An 18,775-nucleotide genomic window follows, 5' to 3' on the forward strand; every position below is an offset into this window, starting at 1 on the left:
TCACTCTTGCAGTTTTCATCTATTCTCTGAAAATGTACAAAAAAGCCGTGTTTATTTTGTGTCGTTAAATAAACAAAGCAATGAGAAAACAAAATATAAAAAATTATACAATGAAAAAATTTATCACTATTCTAAGTTTAGTCACCTTTGCTAATGTTTTTGCATTTGCGCAGTTTCCGGGTGGTATGGGAGGCCCTCCGAGGGGTGGAGACGGTAACGGCCGAGACAGAGGCAACCAACAACAAACACCTACACTAAACCTTGACGGTAACGCCCCTAAAGGCAACTCAAAAATTACAGGTTTTGTCATTGATGAGTCGATAACCACGGCCGTAGAGTTTGCCAACATTGCCCTTTATAGCAAAGCAACCAACAAAGTAGTAGACGGAGCCATGGCCGACGAAAAAGGTAAATTCACTTTGTCGAGAGTAGCTGCCGGAGAATACAAAATGGTGATAACGTTTATTGGCTTTGCCGATAAGGTAATTGATAATATTAAAGTTGAAAAAGGAAAAGACATTGATTTAGGTGTAATTAAGTTATCGGCAAGTGTAAAACAACTGGATGAAGTAACTGTAACAGCCGAAAAATCAATGATTGAAGAAAAAGTTGACCGTCTGGTTTATAACGCCGAAAAAGATATTACCTCAAAAGGTGGTGATGCCGCCGATGTTTTACGTAAAGTACCGTTATTAACGGTTGATTTAGATGGAAATGTGTCGCTGAGAGGAACGTCGAACATCAAGGTTTTAATTAATAACAAACCCTCAACCATTATTGCCAGCAGTATTGCCGATGCACTCAAAATGATTCCCTCAGACCTGATTAAATCGGTAGAGGTAATTACGTCGCCATCGGCAAAATATGATGCAGAAGGTTCGGGCGGTATTATCAACATTATTACCAAGAAAAGCACGATTCAGGGCTTAACGCTGAACTTGGATGCAGGCGTGGGTGTGCGTGGCTCTAACTTGGGTTTAAATGGTAGTTTCCGTAAAGGCAAATTAGGTGTTTCGATGGGTGGCGGTGGCCGTGCGTTCTATAACAGAGCCGCTACTTCGCTCGACCAAAGTACAATTCTGAATGGCAACACAGCCCTAACCAAACAAACCGCCGATGCTTTTGATAACGGTTTATTTGGCCGCTATAATCTGGGTTTTGACTACGACATTTCTAAAAACCAGTCGTTAACCGCAGGTATTAACTTTGGTACCCGTAATTTTATCAGAACACAAGATTACACCACCAGCCTTTATACAAACAATGTATTAAACGCTACGACATTCAGAAATGTTGATAGCAAGGATTTGTCGAACTCAGTAGATATTAACCTTGACTATATACGTACCTTCAAGCCATCGCAAGAATGGTCGGTGTCTACACAATATAGTAAGAGTAATCTTAAAAATAACTTTCTGGCCGACCTGCTGAATAACTCAAACGAAACCGTGAGCCGCCAGAAAAACCTTAACGGAAACACCAATCAGGAGTTTACAGTGCAAACTGATTTTCAGACACCAATCAGCCAGAATCAAATGTTTGAAGTTGGGGTAAAAGGTATCTTCCGCGAAGTAAACAGCGATTTCAGTTATCTGATTGCTGGTGCTACTGGTGACTTTGCCACCGATGCCAGAAATCCATCAGGCTTGCTTAATTACTCACAAAATGTAGCGTCGGGGTATCTTTCATATACTTATTCAACCAAAAACAAGTATGTATTTAAAGTAGGAACCCGTTATGAATACACTACCATCGAAGCCAAAGACCAAGTTAAAGACATTAATATTCCGTCTTATGGCAACCTTGTACCAAGCGTAAACGTCTCTAAAACTATCGGGAACACTACATTGAAGGCAGCATACAACAAACGTATCCAACGCCCGGGTTTACAACAATTAAACCCGAACTTCAATGCCGCTAACCCACAAAATATTACTATTGGTAACCCAAGCCTTCGCCCTGAAATAACCGATAACTTTGAGTTAAGTTTAAGTTCAAATATCAAGAAAGTTTACCTGAATGCTTCGGTATTTGGCCGTCAGACAAACAACTCAATCTTACGTTTAAGTGCGCCGTCTGATACACTTGTGGGAGCCATCGTAACTACGTTCCAGAATATTGGTAAACAACAAATGTTTGGCTCGAATGTATATGCAAACATTTCTATTACGCCTAAGTGGTCGGTAAATGCGGGTATAGACCTGTACTATAACTATCTGGAAGGACAAGCACAAGGAGCCGATGGCGTGTCGACATTAATTAACAACTCAGGTGTAGTAATTGGTGGCCGCCTTCAAACACAAATACAACTTAAAAATGGCTGGGGTATTCAGGGCTTTAGCTTTTTCAGAGGAAATCAGGTTCAGTTACAAGGTACACAAGGCAGTTTCTATATGTACTCGTTGGGCTTCAGAAAAGACTTCAAAAACAAAAAAGGAAGTTTTGGCTTAGCTACTGAAAACTTCTTGGGAGGTATTGTAGTGAAATCGACGTTGAATTCGGCGCAATTCAATCAGGTAAGTATAAACAATATTTATAATCAGAATGTTAAGTTAACATTTAGCTACAAAATCGGCAATATGAGAATGGTTGAACAAAAGAAAACCAAATCGGTGAAGAATGATGACGTGAAAGCCGGAGAAAGCAATAATATGAACAATTAAGGATTTAAATTAGGTTTTTTATAGTTTTGTTTTTGTTAAAGGAGCTATCTATTATTGATAGCTCTCTTTCTATTTTTTAGGCTTGATACTTTTAACTACCGCCGATTTTTCCATAATAATACTCCAGATAGCAAAGCCAGAGTCATCGCTGAAACAAAGTTTTCCTACACCTTTATCGGCCCCAATCGGAACGGTATAAATAAACAGCGAATCATCAACCCGCTGAATATTATTACTTAAAGGCAGTTTTTTCAGGGCGTTGTCGGCGTATGCTTCCAGTACTTCTTTTTCTTTGGCATATAACTGATTGTTACTACCGATGTCGGGCTGGCCAAGCAACCTGATGGTGAGGTTATATTCTTTTGCAAGCGAATCTACCACAGGCATATTCTTTAACTGGCAAATTTCCTCTATGCGTTCCTTTGAGGCATTTTTCATTTGCTTTTCAAAGTCACGGGTCAACTCTGCACCTAATTGGCTGCCAAGCACTTCTACCTGCTCCATTATCTGAGCCGGCGAAACCCTTTTAATTTTATGGCCCTCCATTTCTTCCTTTACTTCGGTTGTGTCTAATCGCTCAACGTTAGTACACGCCCATTGCCCTAGCATTATGCCTGCTATCAGAACTATGTTTCTTTTCATAAGTGCATTAAATAAACTCTTTTCCTTTATTGCCTGCTGCCGACACAAATTCTTTTACCTTTTGCTCGTCTTCTTTGCGGCAAATCATCAGCACGTTGTCATACTCAGCCACAATGTAGCCATCCAGCCCATTAATTACGACCAATCTTTCGTCAGGCGTTTTAATGATACAGTTATGCGTATCGTACAGAAGTGTCTGGCCGTCTATGACATTTTTGTTTTCGTCTTTTTCTGACACATCATAAAGCGACTTCCATGTACCCAAGTCAGACCAGCCAATATCCGAAAGCACCACAAACACATTCTCGGCTCTTTCCATTACACCATTATCAATCGAGATATTCTTACATTGCGGATATGCCTTTTTAAGGGCATCGGCTTCGCGTTCTGTATAAAAATCTTTCTTGATTTCCTCGAAGGCTTCGGCCATTTCAGGCAGAAAAGCCTCAAAACTTTTCTTGATTGCCTGCACATTCCAGATAAATATGCCGGCATTCCAGACAAACTCTCCGGTTTCGACAAATTTAATTGCCCACTCCAACGTAGGTTTCTCGGTAAAAGTACGCACCCGTTTAATATCTCCTTCCGACTCCGTAAACTGAATGTAGCCGTATCCGGTATCGGGGCGGGTTGGTTTAATACCCAACGTAACCAGCACATCGTTTTTGGCCGAAAAATGCAACGCTATCTTAATTCTCTTCCGAAACTCTTCTTCTTTCAGAATAATGTGGTCGGCAGGTGCTACCACAATATTGGCATTAGGGTTCTGCGAGGCTATTTTATAACACGCATAACCAATACAGGGGGCTGTATTGCGGCGGCTGGGTTCCAGTAATATCTGGTCGTCGGCTAAATGCGGCAGTTGCTGTTTGGTGAGGTCGTAATATTCTTCGCTGGTAACGATATACACGTTCTCGATGGGGCAAATACCCTCGAAACGCTCTACGGTTTGTTGAATCATTGTTTTTCCCACTCCCAACACATCATGAAATTGTTTCGGGTTGGTACTACGGCTAAAAGGCCAGAATCTCGTTCCGACGCCCCCTGCCATGATAATAACGTAATTATCTTTCATTAAAATTTCCCAAGTATTAAAATGATAACCTAGTAATTTACTCAGATTTGGAAATAAACAAATTTTAATCCAATAATTAAAAGCTAAAGTTGTGCACTGAATTTTTTATGTGAATCAAACCGCTGATTTCTTATCTGGTATTATTTAGTTTGTTGATTTAAATAGTTTTCTACACGTAAAGCTACGTTTTCTCGGATATTCATCCAAAACAAGTTTATATCGGCCCTATGCCATATTTTAGTTCGCAGAAACATTCTGCCCCGAACATACGGCTTGTTAATCCATAAAATACCCTGATGCACCTGCGCATCGGCGGCATTTTTAACAAATTTGAATTTCAGCCCTACGCCGCCTTTATTCTGGTCTTTCGACACAAAATCTTCGTTTAGCTTCCACGACAGTGGGTTTGTACAAACAGCCGTACTGAGGCCGTCTTTGTAATAAGTTGGCGTGTAGTCACGGGCGAAGGTATTCCACGACACAAAGCCGCCTGTTTCTTCGGCCGACTGGCTTGGTTTAATAAACTCGAACGTATCGGGTGCTGTACCAATGCCAATCAGGTAAGCCTCTACTAACTGATGCTGTAAGGGTTTACCATCGAAAAAATCTTTTAACAGCCGCTTGGCTAAAACAGTTCCCTGGCTATGCGAGGCAATAATAATTGGTCGCCCTTGATTCCAGTGTTGAAGGTAGTACTCAAAGGCTGCTTTTACATCGGCATAGGCCACATCTAACGCTTGTTTTTTATCTTCGGCGTTTCGGGTCAGAAAACTGTAATAATGGGCTTGCCTGTAACGTGGCGCATATACTCTTGCCGAGCCGTTAAAAGCTGTTGCCTGATTCAGAATCGTTGAGTTATCAACCATGTTGTTTAATGCCTCGTCATGCACATCGGCATTCCAGATATACTGGTTTTGTGGGGCATAGGTGTAAATAGTCGGATGCAGAAAAAAAACATCGGCTCTGGCATCTTTCTGCCCATCTTTTACGGGGGCTTTCAGTGGTATTTTATCGGCGGCATCGTCCTTGTCAGGCAATGCGGCCCAAGTATCTTTTAGGCTATAATCGGGCGCAGGAGGCACATTTGAGGCATCAAAGCCTGTACTTAGCACAACATACTTTTGACCTGACACAGAACCACCAAATAACAATAAAAAGGAAAATAAATATGAAAAAAACGCTTTTTGCATCTTATATGATTATTTTTTGGTAAAATTGTAAAATTTCTATAAAATCAGGTAATAGTATGCTTGCATATTATTGTTTTCTTTTCTATGTTTGACACAAAATTACGTTTTGTTAACCCACTAATCAATACCCTCATGTATAAACTTTCCGCAAAAAAATTGTTAGTCGGAATCTTGTGCTTATTAACAACACACTTGGTCTTTGCACAAACCAAGATTTCTGGAACTATAACAGACGCAGTAACCAAAGAACCTTTAATCGGGGTAAGTGTGCAGGTTAAAGGAAAAGTAATCGGAACTATCACCGATACGAAGGGGAACTTCTCGTTCAGTACTTCAACCCCACCTCCATTTTCTTTAGTGATTTCTTCGGTTGGTTATGAAACACAGGAGGTAAACGTATCAAGCAATACTGCTGCCATTAATATTGCGCTAAAAGAACAATCTATTCTTGGGCAGGAAGTAGTAGTAGCGGCCTCACGCGTGGAAGAAACCGTGATGAAGTCGCCGGTAGCTGTTGAAAAAATGGACATCCGTGCTATTCGTGAATCTACCAGCCCCTCTTTCTACGATGCCCTAGCAAACATGAAAGGCGTTGACATGACCACACAAGGCTTGTTATTCAAGTCGATCAATATGCGTGGATTTGGTGCTACCGGAAACCCAAGAACCGTTCAGATGATTGACGGGATGGACAACCAAGCACCGGGCCTTAATTTCCCTGTTGATAACATCGTGGGTATGCCAGAACTAGACGTTGAAAGCGTTGAGGTACTTCCGGGTGCTGCTTCGGCCCTTTATGGCCCTAATGCTATTAACGGTTTAATATTAATGAACAGCAAAAGCCCGTTTCTTTATCAGGGCTTGAGTGCTACGGCAAAAGGTGGCGTAATGAGTGCCTCAAACCGTACTACGGTTAATACGCCTTTCTCTGACTTATCTGTTCGTTATGCCAAAGCATTTAACGATAAATTTGCATTTAAAGTAAACTTGTCTTACATCACCGCCAAAGACTGGCAGGCAAACGATTATACCAACCTTAACTTAGGTGGTGTACAGAACGGCACACGCGGAGCCGGTGTTAAAACCGACTACGACGGGATGAACATTTATGGCGATGAAGTACAAGCCAACATGACTACCGTAGCCAATGGCTTAATTAGCAAAGGCTTGCTGCCTTCTGCTGCTGCCGGACTTATTCCTAACGTGAATGTGAGCCGCACAGGCTACAAAGAAGTAGACATGATTGACTACAACACCAAGAGCTTTAAAACCAATGTTGCGTTGCATTACAGAATTAACGAAAAAGTAGAAGCAATTGCACAGGTAAACTATGGATATGGTACTACGGCATATACCGGAACAGGCCGTTACTCATTAAGAAACTTCAACCTGACACAGGCAAAACTTGAGTTAAAAGGAGATAACTTCACTTTAAGAGCTTATACTACACAAGAACGCTCGGGGCAATCGTACTTTACTGGCTTAACTGCGGTATCGATGCTGAACGATATTAAACCTCATGAAACATGGTTCGGGCAGTATGTAGGAGCTTTTGTGCAGGCAAGAAGCGGTGGCATGAGCGAAGACCAGGCACATCTGGCTGCACGCGCAGCAGCCGATCAGGGTATGCCTCAGCCCGGAACAGCCGCTTATCAGGCATTGCTCGATAAATACCGAGACAAAGCCATTGTTGATGGCGGTGGTGCATTCCTCGACAAAACAAACCTGTATCATGCAGAAGGTGTATATAACTTCAAAAATCAGGTTAAATTCATTGACCTTTTAGCCGGAGCTAACTTCAGACAATACCAGTTACGTTCAAACGGAACCTTGTTTGCCGACCAGAAAGATGGCAGAACCGGTAGCATTGCTATTAATGAATATGGTGCGTTTGTTCAGGCAGCAAAAAGCTTGTTCAAAGACCATTTCAAAATAACGGCTTCGTTAAGATATGACAAAAACCAAAACTTCGACGGACAATTTACGCCACGTATCTCGGGGGTTGCTTCGTTTGGCGAACAAAACATCCGTTTATCGTATCAGTCAGGTTTCCGTATTCCTACTACACAAAACCAGTATATCGACCTGAAAACTCCTGCGGGAACCCTTATTGGTGGTTTGCCAGAGTTTAATGCCAGATATAACCTGAACAACGGTATTGCGCTGCCAGTTTTGAACGACTTCCAGACCAACCCGTTGAAATACATCACTCCTGACGTACTTTCTAAAGCTCAGGCATACGCTACTCAGGTAGTAACTGCCCAAGCTACACCAGCCATTACGCAAGGAGTAACAGCCGCCATTACACAACAAGTAACAGCTGCCGTAACAGCCGCCATTACACAACAAGTAACGGCTGCCGTAACCAGTGCTATTACCCAACAAGTAACGGCTGCTGTAACCGCGCAAATAAATGCTGCCGTTGCTGCCGGACAAATTCCTGCGGCTAATGCTGCGGCGGCTATTCAGGCAGGTGTTGCACAGAACCTTCCGGGTGCATTGTCTCAAAACTTACAACCGGGCGTAAATGCAGCCTTACCGGGTGCATTGGCTCAAAACCTGCAACCGGGTGTAAATGCAGCCTTACCGGGTGCATTAGCGGCTAATTTCCAACCTGCGTTCAATGCAGAGCTTCAAAAAGTATTGGTTGCCAACGTTCCGGGTGTAACCCAACAAGTGGCTCCGGCATTTGCATTAGCTACTTTACCTAAATATCAGGCTAAAGCACTTCAACCAGAACGTATCCAGTCTATCGAAATCGGTTATAAAGGCTTAATCGCTAAAAAACTTTTCGTTGATGCTTATTACTATACAAGTACTTACAGAAACTTCATCGGAGGTGTATCAATTGTAGTACCAACAGCACCTGCGGCTACTGGCTTGCCTATCGAGTCAGGCGTATCAAGTGCCAGTACCAGACTTGGTTATTCAAGACCAGCCAATACCTCTGAAGTAATAAAAGTAAGTGGCTGGGCCATTGGTCTGAACTACTCGCTTGTAAAAGGTTTCTTTATCAATGCCAATATTGCTAATAACGAGCTGAAAAACTTCAAACCAAGTGCTGAGCAACAATATGCAGGCTTTAACACCCCTGACTACCGCTATAACCTCGGCTTTGGTAAAAGACTTGGTAGTGGTAATAAATTTGGTTTCAACATCAATTTCAGACACCAAAACGCCTTCTTGTGGCAGGCTAGCTTTAACCAGCCTACTACTACCGGCCTAGCTTTCTTTACTAACACTACAGTGCCGGCTATCAACAACGTTGATGCACAGGTTAGCATGAAGATTCCGAGCATGAAGTCAATCATCAAAGTAGGTGGTACTAATATTGGCGGAAAACCATACATTCAGGCGTATGGTAGCGCAGCAGTAGGCTCAATGTACTACGTGGCATTATCGTTCGACGAACTTTTGAACAAATAAGATTTTATTAATTTTCATAATTTTCTTTGGTTTAAGTTAAAAAGAGCTTCCGATTGGAGGCTCTTTTTTTATAGTTACCGATAGAAAATTCGACATTATTAACAATTTTTCGCATTCTGTTTATAACTTTACAGCCGTATTTAATTAATTAAACACATAATCATGAATAAGATTAAAGTAGCAAACCCCGTTGTTGAATTAGACGGAGACGAAATGACCAGAATTATCTGGCGTTTTATTAAAGAAAAATTGATTCTACCTTATATTGATGTAGATATTAAATATTATGACCTTGGTATCGAGTATCGTGATGAAACTAACGACCAAGTAACCGTCGATTCTGCAAATGCCATCAAACAATACGGCGTAGGTATTAAATGTGCTACTATTACTCCTGACGAAGCACGTGTAAAAGAATTTAACCTGAAACAAATGTGGAAATCACCAAATGGTACAATCCGTAACATTCTGGATGGTACTGTTTTCCGTGAGCCAATCGTGTGCCAGAACGTTCCTCGTCTGGTTTCAAACTGGACCTCCCCTATCATCGTAGGCCGCCACGCTTTTGGCGACCAATACCGCGCTACCGATTTCGTCGTAGACGGCCCGGGTAAACTAACCATGAAATTTGAAGGTGCTGACGGTACTGTGAAAGAATTTGATGTATATAACTTCAAAGGAGGCGGAGTAGCTATGGGTATGTACAACACCGACGAGTCTATCCGTGGGTTTGCACACTCTTGCTTCAATGTAGCTCTTAACAAAAAATGGCCTTTATATTTATCTACCAAAAACACCATCCTGAAAAAATACGATGGCCGTTTTAAAGATATTTTTGAAGAAATTTATCAGGCCGACTACAAAGCTAAATTTGAAGCCGCTGGTATTGTTTATGAACACCGCCTGATTGATGACATGGTGGCTTCGGCCTTGAAATGGAATGGCTCTTTTGTTTGGGCTTGTAAAAACTATGATGGTGACGTACAGTCTGACTCAGTAGCACAAGGTTTCGGCTCATTAGGCTTAATGACTTCTGTTCTGGTAACGCCAGACGGCGAAACAATGGAAGCGGAAGCAGCACACGGCACTGTAACACGCCACTACCGCGACCACCAAGCTGGTAAACCAACATCAACTAACCCTATTGCCTCTATCTTTGCATGGACACGCGGCCTTGAATTCCGTGGTAAAAAAGATGGCAATCAGGAGTTAATCAATTTCTGTCAGACATTAGAAAAAGTTTGCGTTGAAACCGTAGAATCTGGCAAAATGACAAAAGACCTAGCAGTTTGTATTCATGGCAACAAAGTAAGCCACGGCGAACACTATTTGTATACAGAAGAATTCTTGGATGCAATTGACCAGAATCTTAAAGCAAAATTAGCTCAACAGTAAGATATTATCCCTTACGTTGCCTCCTTACGCGCCTCGGTATAACTGCCGAGGCGTTTTTTGTGTATGGTATGATGTTTGCTCCGGCTATGGCAGTAATCTTGTTTATGCGTACCCATGAAATTATTCTACATAGCTTTAAGCCTCTTTTGCTACTTTCATTCTTCGGTGTCGGCCCAAACTGCCCTGCAATGGCAGAAAAGCCTCGGCGGAAAAACCAGCGACTACGCTTATGCTTCTACCCCCACAAGCGATGGGGGCTATGTTATTGTGGGTTCAACCACCAACAACAACGATGGCGACGTACCCGCATCAAAGGCTTTTAATGGCAACGGCGGTAACGATATATGGGTAGTAAAAGTAAATAACTGGGGCGAAGTAGTGTGGTCAAAAACTTTTGGTGGCTCTAAAGACGATTTTGCCACGGATGTTCTCGAAACTACCGACAAAAGCTTACTGATTATGGCCATGACGGCCTCTAACGATGGCGACGCACAAGGCAACGGCTCACGCGGGGGATTATTGTTACTGAAACTCAAGCCCGATGGCAGCCTTTTATCTCGAAAAGTTTTTGCAAGTGGCTATAACGTTGGCGAAATCGCCTTTGTACGGCCCGATGCCTACTCAAAACCAAGCATAAAACCCACCATTGATGGTGCTTATATTATAGGAGCAAATATTTTACCTCTCAATAACAGCGATTTCTGGCTGGCTAAAGTAACTGACACCGGAACGGTTTTCTGGACAAAAACCTTTGGTAGCAATCAGAACGACTGGATGAACGAAGTGGTGGTCTGTGCTGACGGTGGTTACCTCATGCTGGGTGGCACCGAAGCAAACGCCAATGAAATAACCGGCGCAGGCAAAGGTTTTATTGATACCTATGCCGTAAAGGTTGATGCCACGGGTAATTTGTTGTGGCAAAGGGCTTGGGGTGGGTCAAACCTCGACCAAGCATTTTCAGGGCTACAAAATGCCGATGGCTCTTTTCTGATTGTAGGCGAGACGAGTTCAGTTGATGGAGATTTTAACGGCAATCTTGGTCAGAAAGATGGCTTTGTGCTGAAAATATCTAACGAGGGTAACGTATTGTGGCGAAAACAAGTCGGAGGAACCGACGTAGACGGGCTTTATACCATCCGACAGGCAATTGGGGGCAAAATATATGCAATGGGGCAAAGTAACTCTACCATAGGCACAGTGAAGCCTAAAGGCCCCGTAGGCGATGTCTGGATAGTACATATTGACCCCAACGGAACCATTGATGACCACAAACTAATGGGCGGTGCCGATGTAGACATAGCCCGCAACGCTTTTGCAACTGCCGATGGCGGTTTTATTATAGCTGCCAACTCTGACTCTGTTGATGGCGACCTTACTCAAAACAATGGCTCTACCGACTTCTGGTTAATTAAGGTCGGCAGCTTACTGCCCGTTACTTTACGAAGTTTTTCAGCCGAACTTACCAACGAACAATACGTAAAACTTTCCTGGACCTCGCTTAATGAAACAAAATCCAAAAACTTTGTGATAGAACGGAGCTTCGACCAAATAAAGTTTACAGCACTAGGAACCATAAACGCCTCAGGAAACGCCAGCACCTCAAAAGCCTATTCGTTTACAGACATGAAACCCATTTTCGGGAGAAATTACTACCGCTTGAAATTTTATGACGAAACCGGAAAAGAATTTACCTATAAAACCGTATCGGCGGTAGTATCGTTACTTCCAACCGAAAATCCGGTCGATAATAGCTTTAGTGTATTTCCGAACCCTGTAACTGAAAGCATTTTTTACGTTAATACTCCCGAAAACCTGTCGGGCAGGTACGCCCTCATCAATCAGCAAGGTCATAATATGGCTATCGAGACACAGCCCATTAGTACCTCTCAACATAAAGTACTGGTTAAACAACACCTGAACGCAGGCGTTTACTTCTTTGCTATTGATTTGAACGGACACAAAATCATTAAAAAAGTTATTGTCGAGTAAGCTGTTTTTTCCCTACATTTACTTTGTTCAATTGCTTTTATACAAGATTTTTCTGCTTCTTGTTAACAATCGCTCACGATAATCGTTAATTAAACATACTTATTTTCTATTACACATGGTTCAGCCTATCCGATGGGGTATTATAGGGCTTGGTAAAATTGCCGAAAAATTTGCCACCGACCTCATAAAAACCCCTGATACATACCTGCACGCTGTTGCGTCTACCTCTATTGAGCGCGCCCAGAATTTCGCTCAGCAATTTAACGTGCCTTACCATTATGACTCATACGAGGATATTTTTAAAACGCCCGATCTCGATGTAGTCTATATAGCTACGCCCCACGCTTCGCACGCGGCTAACACTATTCTCTGCCTTAAAAATAAAATGCCTGTTCTGTGCGAAAAGCCCTTCGCCATGAACCTGAAAGAAGTGCAGCAAATGATAGAAACCGCGCGCGAAAATGACACTTTCCTGATGGAAGCCATGTGGACACGCTTCATGCCTGTTATCCAGAAAACACAAGAGTTAATTGCAGAAGACCGAATTGGTAAAATCAAGACTATTCACGCCGATTTTGGTTTTGTAGCACCTTATACGCCCGAAAAAAGAACGCTTAATCCGACACTAGGTGGCGGAGCATTGCTCGACATCGGGATTTATCCGGCTTATTTGAGCCTGTTACTATTGGGGTATCCGACTGATATTCATGCCATGAGTACATTTGGCCAGACGGGCGTTGACGAAACCACGAGTTTTGTATTTAAATATCCGCAAGCTACTGCTTTACTAAATGCCACCTTTGCGTCAAGAACGCGCACCGAAGCCCTTATTTATGGCGAAAAAGGCTACATTCATTTGCCCGAACGGTTTCATGAAAGCAAAACCGTTACGCTCTACGAAACAGATAAAGAACCGATAACCTTCACTTTTGACCGCGAAACCAGAGGGTATAATTTCGAAATTGAAGAAGTAAATAATTGTTTACGCACCAATAAAAAAGAAAGCGTTAAAATGCCATTGTCGATGAGCGTGAAGCTCATAAGTTTGTTAGACGAAATCCGCCAGAAAGCGGGTATTTTTTACGAAGGCATCGATTAATATTTCAGGTATCCTGTAAGGCCAGCAGATATTTTCCGGCCTCAAACTTTCCGGGAGATATCTGCGCTATTTTTTTAAAAGTCTTGATAAAATGTGCTTGGTCATAAAAGCCATATTCCAACGCTAACTGCGCCATTGATTGCGGCGTTTGTTTTTGCGCCAGACTAGATATCAGGTTTCTTATCTTGATTATGGTCGAAAACTCCTTAGGGCTCATACCTACGCTTAGGTTAAACTTTTTTTCAATGAGGCGTGTCGAACAACGCAAAGATTTTGCTATTTCTCGGATATTAATCTCTCCTTTACTGTTTTTTATCAGGCTCGAAACTTCCTCAACAATATACGAACTAGTATTTTTCTGCAAAAAAGCTCCGAATTTCTGCTGAAAAAAATCAATAATGTAGGCCTCATCATAGAAGTCAACCCCTTTCAGGTTCCGGCATAGCTGTGCGTTTATTTCTTCCAAAGGAATATACTGATTCGCACTTTGTTGTTGCGGAAAATTGCTGAACATCGCTACCGTCCACGGATATAGCTGCACCAACGTAATTTTTGAGTACGGATTCAGGCAAATTTCAACGCTCGATTTCAACTGCCCACATAAATAAACACCTTCTTTAAGGGTAGTTTGTGTGTAACCGTGGTGCGTAATGGCTATGCCACCACCCGAAATAAAAGCAATGTTAAAACTGCCATTCGGAACTACACTTTTATTTACTAATGCCTGTGAATTAAGGGAGTTGTCGAGCACCCAGTATTTTTTTATGTATTTGCCAAGTTCGGCATTAGTGTAGCTTTCCCGATACGCAAAAGGCCCAGTCATAGTAAGAGGTATATTGGCGTTAGGTAAAATATTTTCGTTCGCTTTTTTACAATATTACAGATTTTATCTCTGGTAATTTTGCCACAACAAAGCATTTGTCAAAGGTATTAACTATTTTATTTTAATTCAACCGAGTATGACTAACCGACGAGAATTTCTAAAACAAGCAAGCATACTGGCTGCTGCTGGTGCTATTTCTCCTGCTGTTTTTGCCAAAAACAATTTTAAACTTGGGCTACAACTATACACAGTTCACAAAGAGATGTCGACCGATGTAAAAAGTACCTTGCAGAAAGTGGCTTCATTTGGTTATCAGGAAGTAGAAACGTATAGTTTTAATTATGGAAGCAACAAAGGCTATTGGGGTTTTAGCCCGAAAGACCTGAAGGCTATACTGGACGACAACAACCTGACAAGCCCAAGCGGGCATTATGACCTCGACAAGTTTATTGTAGCCGGAAAAACCGATGACGATTTAAAAAGATACGTTGATGAATGTATTGCCGGAGCCACAGCCCTGAAACAGCAATACATTGTATGGCCGTGGCTCGACCCACAGTCGAGAAGTCTGGAACGGTTTAAGGTAGTAGCCCAAAAACTGAATATGATTGGCGAACAGATAAAAAAAGCTAATCTCCAGCTAGCGTATCATAACCATGACTTTGAGTTTATCGACCACAATGGCAAAATCGGCTATGATATTATTCTGAACGAAACAGACCCCAATCTGGTAAAACTAGAGCTTGATTTATACTGGATTTCGCATACCTCAAAATTAAAAGCGCATCATTACTTTACACAGCAACCCGGCCGTTTTGTTTGCTGGCATATAAAAGACATGGACAAAACCAACCGCGACCTCCACACCATTGTAGGCGACGGCACAATTGATTTCAATGAGTTTTTTGCCGATACCCAACTGGCTGGCCTTAAACACGTATACGTAGAACAAGGAAACAATTACGTACCCAATGCCTTTTATTGCATCGAAAAAAGCGCAAAATATGTCAGAAAAAACATACTCAAATAAAACCCTAACCACTATTACCAACAATAAACGAACCCTAACCTTTTTTTACACGCGTATTTTTTTCCTGTACAAAATATGAAAAGCACCTAGTAATAAACAGCCTGAAACCATTCTAAACTGTAAGCTAGCCGACAAATAAGATGGTGGAGAGATGCCATCTTTGTCGGATAAAACAAAAAAGAATCATGACAAGGAAAATGTTTATTACTGTTGTAATGATGGCGGTATCGTTACAATTATTTGCACAGAAAGCTGCGGTTTTCAGTAACGCCGACGGCGCCATTAGGGGCTACGATGTAGTAGCTTACTTTACTGAAGGCAAACCTGTAAAGGGAAACCCCGAATTGATGTATGAATGGAACGAGGCCAAGTGGTATTTTTCGAGTACCGAAAACCTGAACCGTTTTAAGGAAAACCCCGAAAAATATGCGCCTCAGTTTGGTGGGTATTGTGCCTATGGTTTATCAGAAGGCCATAAAGCCCCTACTCAACCCGATGCCTGGACAATCGTAGACAATAAATTGTACTTGAATTATAACACGAAAGTACAGGTTAAATGGAAAGAAGACCGCGATGAACGTATCAGAAAAGCCAACCAGAATTGGACAGAGTTAAAAAATAAAGAGTAAGATTACTTAAAACAAAAGCCTTACGGGTTGTTTCGTAAGGCTTTCTTGTATATAATGGGGTATCAGTATTAATATTGCTCTGTTACACCAAAGAAAAACGAACCTTCAATAGCTGCGTTTTCGTCTGAGTCTGAGCCATGAATGGCATTTTCGCCCAATGACTTCGCGAATTTTTTACGGATAGTGCCTTCTTCTGCATTAGCCGGATTCGTAGCTCCGATTAAAGTACGGAAATCAGCCACGGCGTTTTCTTTCTCAAGAATCATCGGCACGATTGGTCCAGAAGACATCATTTCGCACAATTCGCCATAAAAACCTCTTTCTTTATGTACTTCGTAAAATTTACCTGCCAGTGCAGGGGTTAACTGCGTTTTTTTCATTGCCACGATTCTAAAGCCAGCAGCTTCAATCATTGCTATTATTTCACCCACATGATTATCAGCCACAGCGTGCGGTTTAATCATTGTGAAAGTTCTGTTACTTGCCATATCGTTTAATTTTTAAAAATTTTGGCAAAAATACGCTTTTTACCTTACTGAATAAACTGTTTTGAAAAGAATAAGTAAAAATATAATGGCTCTACACAACGCGCCCACCTGCACTATTAACAGCCAGATGGGCGCAGTATAAGAAAAACATCAGCTACTCAAGTGAATGTATCAACCGTATCCACCACGGAACTTGTACGTACTTGCTACTTTGTCAATAGCTACAATATAAGCCGCCAGACGCATCGACACTTTATGTTTCTGCGATGTTTCAAAAACCTTGTCAAAGGCATCTTTCATCATACGGTCGCAACGGCGGTTTATGCGGTCGAGTGTCCATTTGTAACCAATACGGTTTTGTACCCATTCAAAGTAAGAAACCGTTACACCTCCGGCATTAGCCAGAATATCAGGCACAACCATAATACCTTTTTCATTGATAATATCATCGGCACTGGCCGAGGTTGGGCCGTTGGCTCCTTCCACAATCAGTTTTGCCTGAATATTAGCCGCGTTTTCATGTGTAATTACGTCTTCCTTCGCCGCCGGAACCAACACATCTACATTCAGGGCCAATAGTTCTTCGTTACTGATAAGGTCGGCTTCTTTAAATCCTTCAAGGCTACCTTTGTTGGCATTTCTGTAAGCAATGGCTTTTTCGATGTCAATACCTCTGGCATTGTAATAAGCTCCCGAAATATCGCTGATTCCACAAATTGTTACGCCCTTTTCCTGCAATAGCTGTGCCGCATGCGACCCCACATTGCCAAAACCCTGTACGGCTGCCGTAGCACGGTATGGGTTCAGGCGTAATTTCTCCATACCAGACAACGCCGAAACCATTACTCCACGCCCAGTTGCTTCCGTACGGCCCAACGAACCGCCCAAAACCAATGGTTTACCCGTCACAACGGCATTTACTGTCATGCCTTTTGCTTTCGAGTATTCATCCATCAGCCATGCCATTTCGCGTGGCCCTGTACCCATATCAGGAGCCGGAATATCTTTATCTGGCCCGAAAATATCGAGCATTGCCAGCGTATAAGCACGCATGAGGCGTTCCATTTCACCTGCCGACATCTCACGGGGGTTGCAGGCAATTCCGCCTTTAGCACCACCGTACGGAATATCTACCACGGCGCATTTCCACGTCATCCAGGCGGCTAACGCACGCACTTCATCAATATTAACAGCGGGGTCAAAACGAATCCCACCCTTACTAGGCCCCAGAATAGTTGAGTGAATCACTCTGTATCCTTCAAACACTTTAATTTGCCCGTTATCCATCGTTACGGGCAAGCCAACAGTTACCTGACGCGCCGGAACCTTCAGAATATAATACATTTCCTCGCTGATTCCGAGAATCTTCACTGCTGCATCAAATCGCGACATCATTGACTCCAGCGGATTTTCTGTATCCTTAATAGGAGCCGGTTCTATGTAATTCATAAACAGAATTTTCTATTGTTGATGATTATTTTTAGGGTGCAAACTTAGAAAAAAGAAAGTATTTCTTAAAATTGTTAAACTTTTTCAGAATATTATTTTATGCTACTTTTTTTAAATATACCTAATACTGCACTGACAATAACGAACTTAACCAAATATTTTATTGTTTTTAAAAAATTACCTTTAAATAAATTTTTTTACGGCTTTTCTAATATTTTTAGCAAGCCATTGGATTCCGCGTCGAAAAACGCTATCTTTGTGGCGTTTTTTTAGACATGTACCCCGAATCTTAACAAATTACACATTACGATTATGGCCGCAGTTGAAGAAAAAACCCGATATTCAGAAGAAGAGTTAAGGGAATTTGAGGTAATTATTACCAACAAATTAGAAGCAACAAGAAACGAGTTAAACTTTATCAAGGAAACGCTGAGTCGTAAAAATGACAATGGTACTGATTACACTTCAAGTAGTACAAAACTTTTAGAAGATGGTGCTGACGTGAGTGAGAAAGAACAGTTAAGCCAGTCGGCGGGTCGTTTGCAGAAGTTTGCCCAACAGTTAGAAGCTGCTTTGATTAGAATTAAAAATGGTACTTATGGCATTTGCCGCGACACCGGTAAACTAATACCGAAAGAGCGTTTAAGAGCCGTGCCTCATACGCAGCAAACCATAGAAGCAAAGCTGAAAGCTGCTAACTGATTTTTTTACATCGTACTCAACCAAAGACTCCTTAAAAAGTATATAATGGGCATACCGCCCTTTTATATCGGTTTTTAAGGTTTATATATTCCTTTGTCTATACAAAAAGCCTCTCTGTCGGAGGCTTTTTGTATTTTTACATTCCACCAATTATGTTTAAACTTATTTGGCGGAA

At 41.9% G+C, this 18,775-nt stretch carries 14 protein-coding genes; 8 read left to right on the forward strand and 6 right to left on the reverse strand.

Annotated features, from left to right (window positions below; all coding sequences use genetic code 11):
* The first annotated feature begins 110 nt into the window (after positions 1-110).
* A complete protein-coding gene (locus WAA15_RS13180) occupies positions 111-2,663 on the forward strand; it encodes an outer membrane beta-barrel family protein (RefSeq protein WP_337043241.1) in 2,553 nt (850 codons plus the stop codon).
* A 69-nt stretch (positions 2,664-2,732) separates the two neighbouring features.
* On the opposite strand, the gene WAA15_RS13185 is transcribed toward WAA15_RS13180, so the two are convergent.
* The 3 genes from WAA15_RS13185 to WAA15_RS13195 form a co-directional block, all read right to left on the reverse strand.
* On the reverse strand, positions 2,733-3,305 hold the full coding sequence (locus WAA15_RS13185; protein WP_337043242.1) for a hypothetical protein: 573 nt from the start codon (positions 3,303-3,305) through the stop codon (positions 2,733-2,735).
* A gap of 7 nt (positions 3,306-3,312) precedes the next feature.
* Positions 3,313-4,380, reverse strand: coding sequence for a mannose-1-phosphate guanylyltransferase (locus WAA15_RS13190; protein ID WP_337043243.1), 1,068 nt, complete (start codon positions 4,378-4,380; stop codon positions 3,313-3,315).
* Between the two features lie 140 nt (positions 4,381-4,520).
* Complete coding sequence (locus WAA15_RS13195; protein WP_337043244.1) at positions 4,521-5,570, reverse strand: DUF3089 domain-containing protein; 1,050 nt, start codon at positions 5,568-5,570, stop codon at positions 4,521-4,523.
* Between the two features lie 132 nt (positions 5,571-5,702).
* Here WAA15_RS13195 and WAA15_RS13200 point away from each other — a divergent pair, with 132 nt between their 5' ends.
* The 4 genes from WAA15_RS13200 to WAA15_RS13215 all read left to right on the forward strand — a co-directional run bounded on the left by WAA15_RS13200 (position 5,703) and on the right by WAA15_RS13215 (position 13,479).
* The gene (locus tag WAA15_RS13200; RefSeq protein WP_337043245.1) at positions 5,703-8,996 is read left to right on the forward strand and encodes a carboxypeptidase-like regulatory domain-containing protein; all 3,294 of its coding nucleotides are present in this window, start codon (positions 5,703-5,705) and stop codon (positions 8,994-8,996) included.
* A 162-nt stretch (positions 8,997-9,158) separates the two neighbouring features.
* On the forward strand, positions 9,159-10,391 hold the full coding sequence (locus WAA15_RS13205; protein ID WP_337043246.1) for an NADP-dependent isocitrate dehydrogenase: 1,233 nt from the start codon (positions 9,159-9,161) through the stop codon (positions 10,389-10,391).
* Between the two features lie 114 nt (positions 10,392-10,505).
* The gene (locus WAA15_RS13210; RefSeq protein ID WP_337043247.1) at positions 10,506-12,380 is read left to right on the forward strand and encodes a T9SS type A sorting domain-containing protein; all 1,875 of its coding nucleotides are present in this window, start codon (positions 10,506-10,508) and stop codon (positions 12,378-12,380) included.
* 115 nt (positions 12,381-12,495) lie between these two features.
* Positions 12,496-13,479, forward strand: a complete 984-nt coding sequence (locus WAA15_RS13215) for a Gfo/Idh/MocA family protein (RefSeq protein ID WP_337043248.1) — start codon at positions 12,496-12,498, stop codon at positions 13,477-13,479.
* A gap of 4 nt (positions 13,480-13,483) precedes the next feature.
* On the opposite strand, the gene WAA15_RS13220 is transcribed toward WAA15_RS13215, so the two are convergent.
* Positions 13,484-14,302 (reverse strand): helix-turn-helix transcriptional regulator, encoded by an 819-nt coding sequence (locus tag WAA15_RS13220; RefSeq protein WP_337043249.1) that lies wholly within the window; start codon positions 14,300-14,302, stop codon positions 13,484-13,486.
* Positions 14,303-14,438: 136 nt separating this feature from the next.
* On the opposite strand from WAA15_RS13220, the gene WAA15_RS13225 reads away from it, so the two are divergent.
* The gene (locus WAA15_RS13225; protein WP_337043250.1) at positions 14,439-15,332 is read left to right on the forward strand and encodes a sugar phosphate isomerase/epimerase family protein; all 894 of its coding nucleotides are present in this window, start codon (positions 14,439-14,441) and stop codon (positions 15,330-15,332) included.
* Between the two features lie 185 nt (positions 15,333-15,517).
* Complete coding sequence (locus WAA15_RS13230) at positions 15,518-15,961, forward strand: YHS domain-containing (seleno)protein (RefSeq protein ID WP_337043251.1); 444 nt, start codon at positions 15,518-15,520, stop codon at positions 15,959-15,961.
* Between the two features lie 68 nt (positions 15,962-16,029).
* On the opposite strand, the gene WAA15_RS13235 is transcribed toward WAA15_RS13230, so the two are convergent.
* Entirely contained in the window at positions 16,030-16,449 is a 420-nt protein-coding gene (locus WAA15_RS13235) for a nucleoside-diphosphate kinase (RefSeq protein WP_337043252.1), read from the reverse strand.
* Positions 16,450-16,620: 171 nt separating this feature from the next.
* Positions 16,621-17,898 (reverse strand): Glu/Leu/Phe/Val family dehydrogenase, encoded by a 1,278-nt coding sequence (locus WAA15_RS13240; RefSeq protein WP_337043253.1) that lies wholly within the window; start codon positions 17,896-17,898, stop codon positions 16,621-16,623.
* 312 nt (positions 17,899-18,210) lie between these two features.
* Here WAA15_RS13240 and WAA15_RS13245 point away from each other — a divergent pair, with 312 nt between their 5' ends.
* Complete coding sequence (locus tag WAA15_RS13245) at positions 18,211-18,600, forward strand: TraR/DksA family transcriptional regulator (protein ID WP_337043254.1); 390 nt, start codon at positions 18,211-18,213, stop codon at positions 18,598-18,600.
* Positions 18,601-18,775 lie beyond the last annotated feature (175 nt).

Source organism: Emticicia sp. 17c (genome assembly GCF_037153985.1).
Classification (GTDB): Bacteria; Bacteroidota; Bacteroidia; order Cytophagales; family Spirosomataceae; genus Emticicia.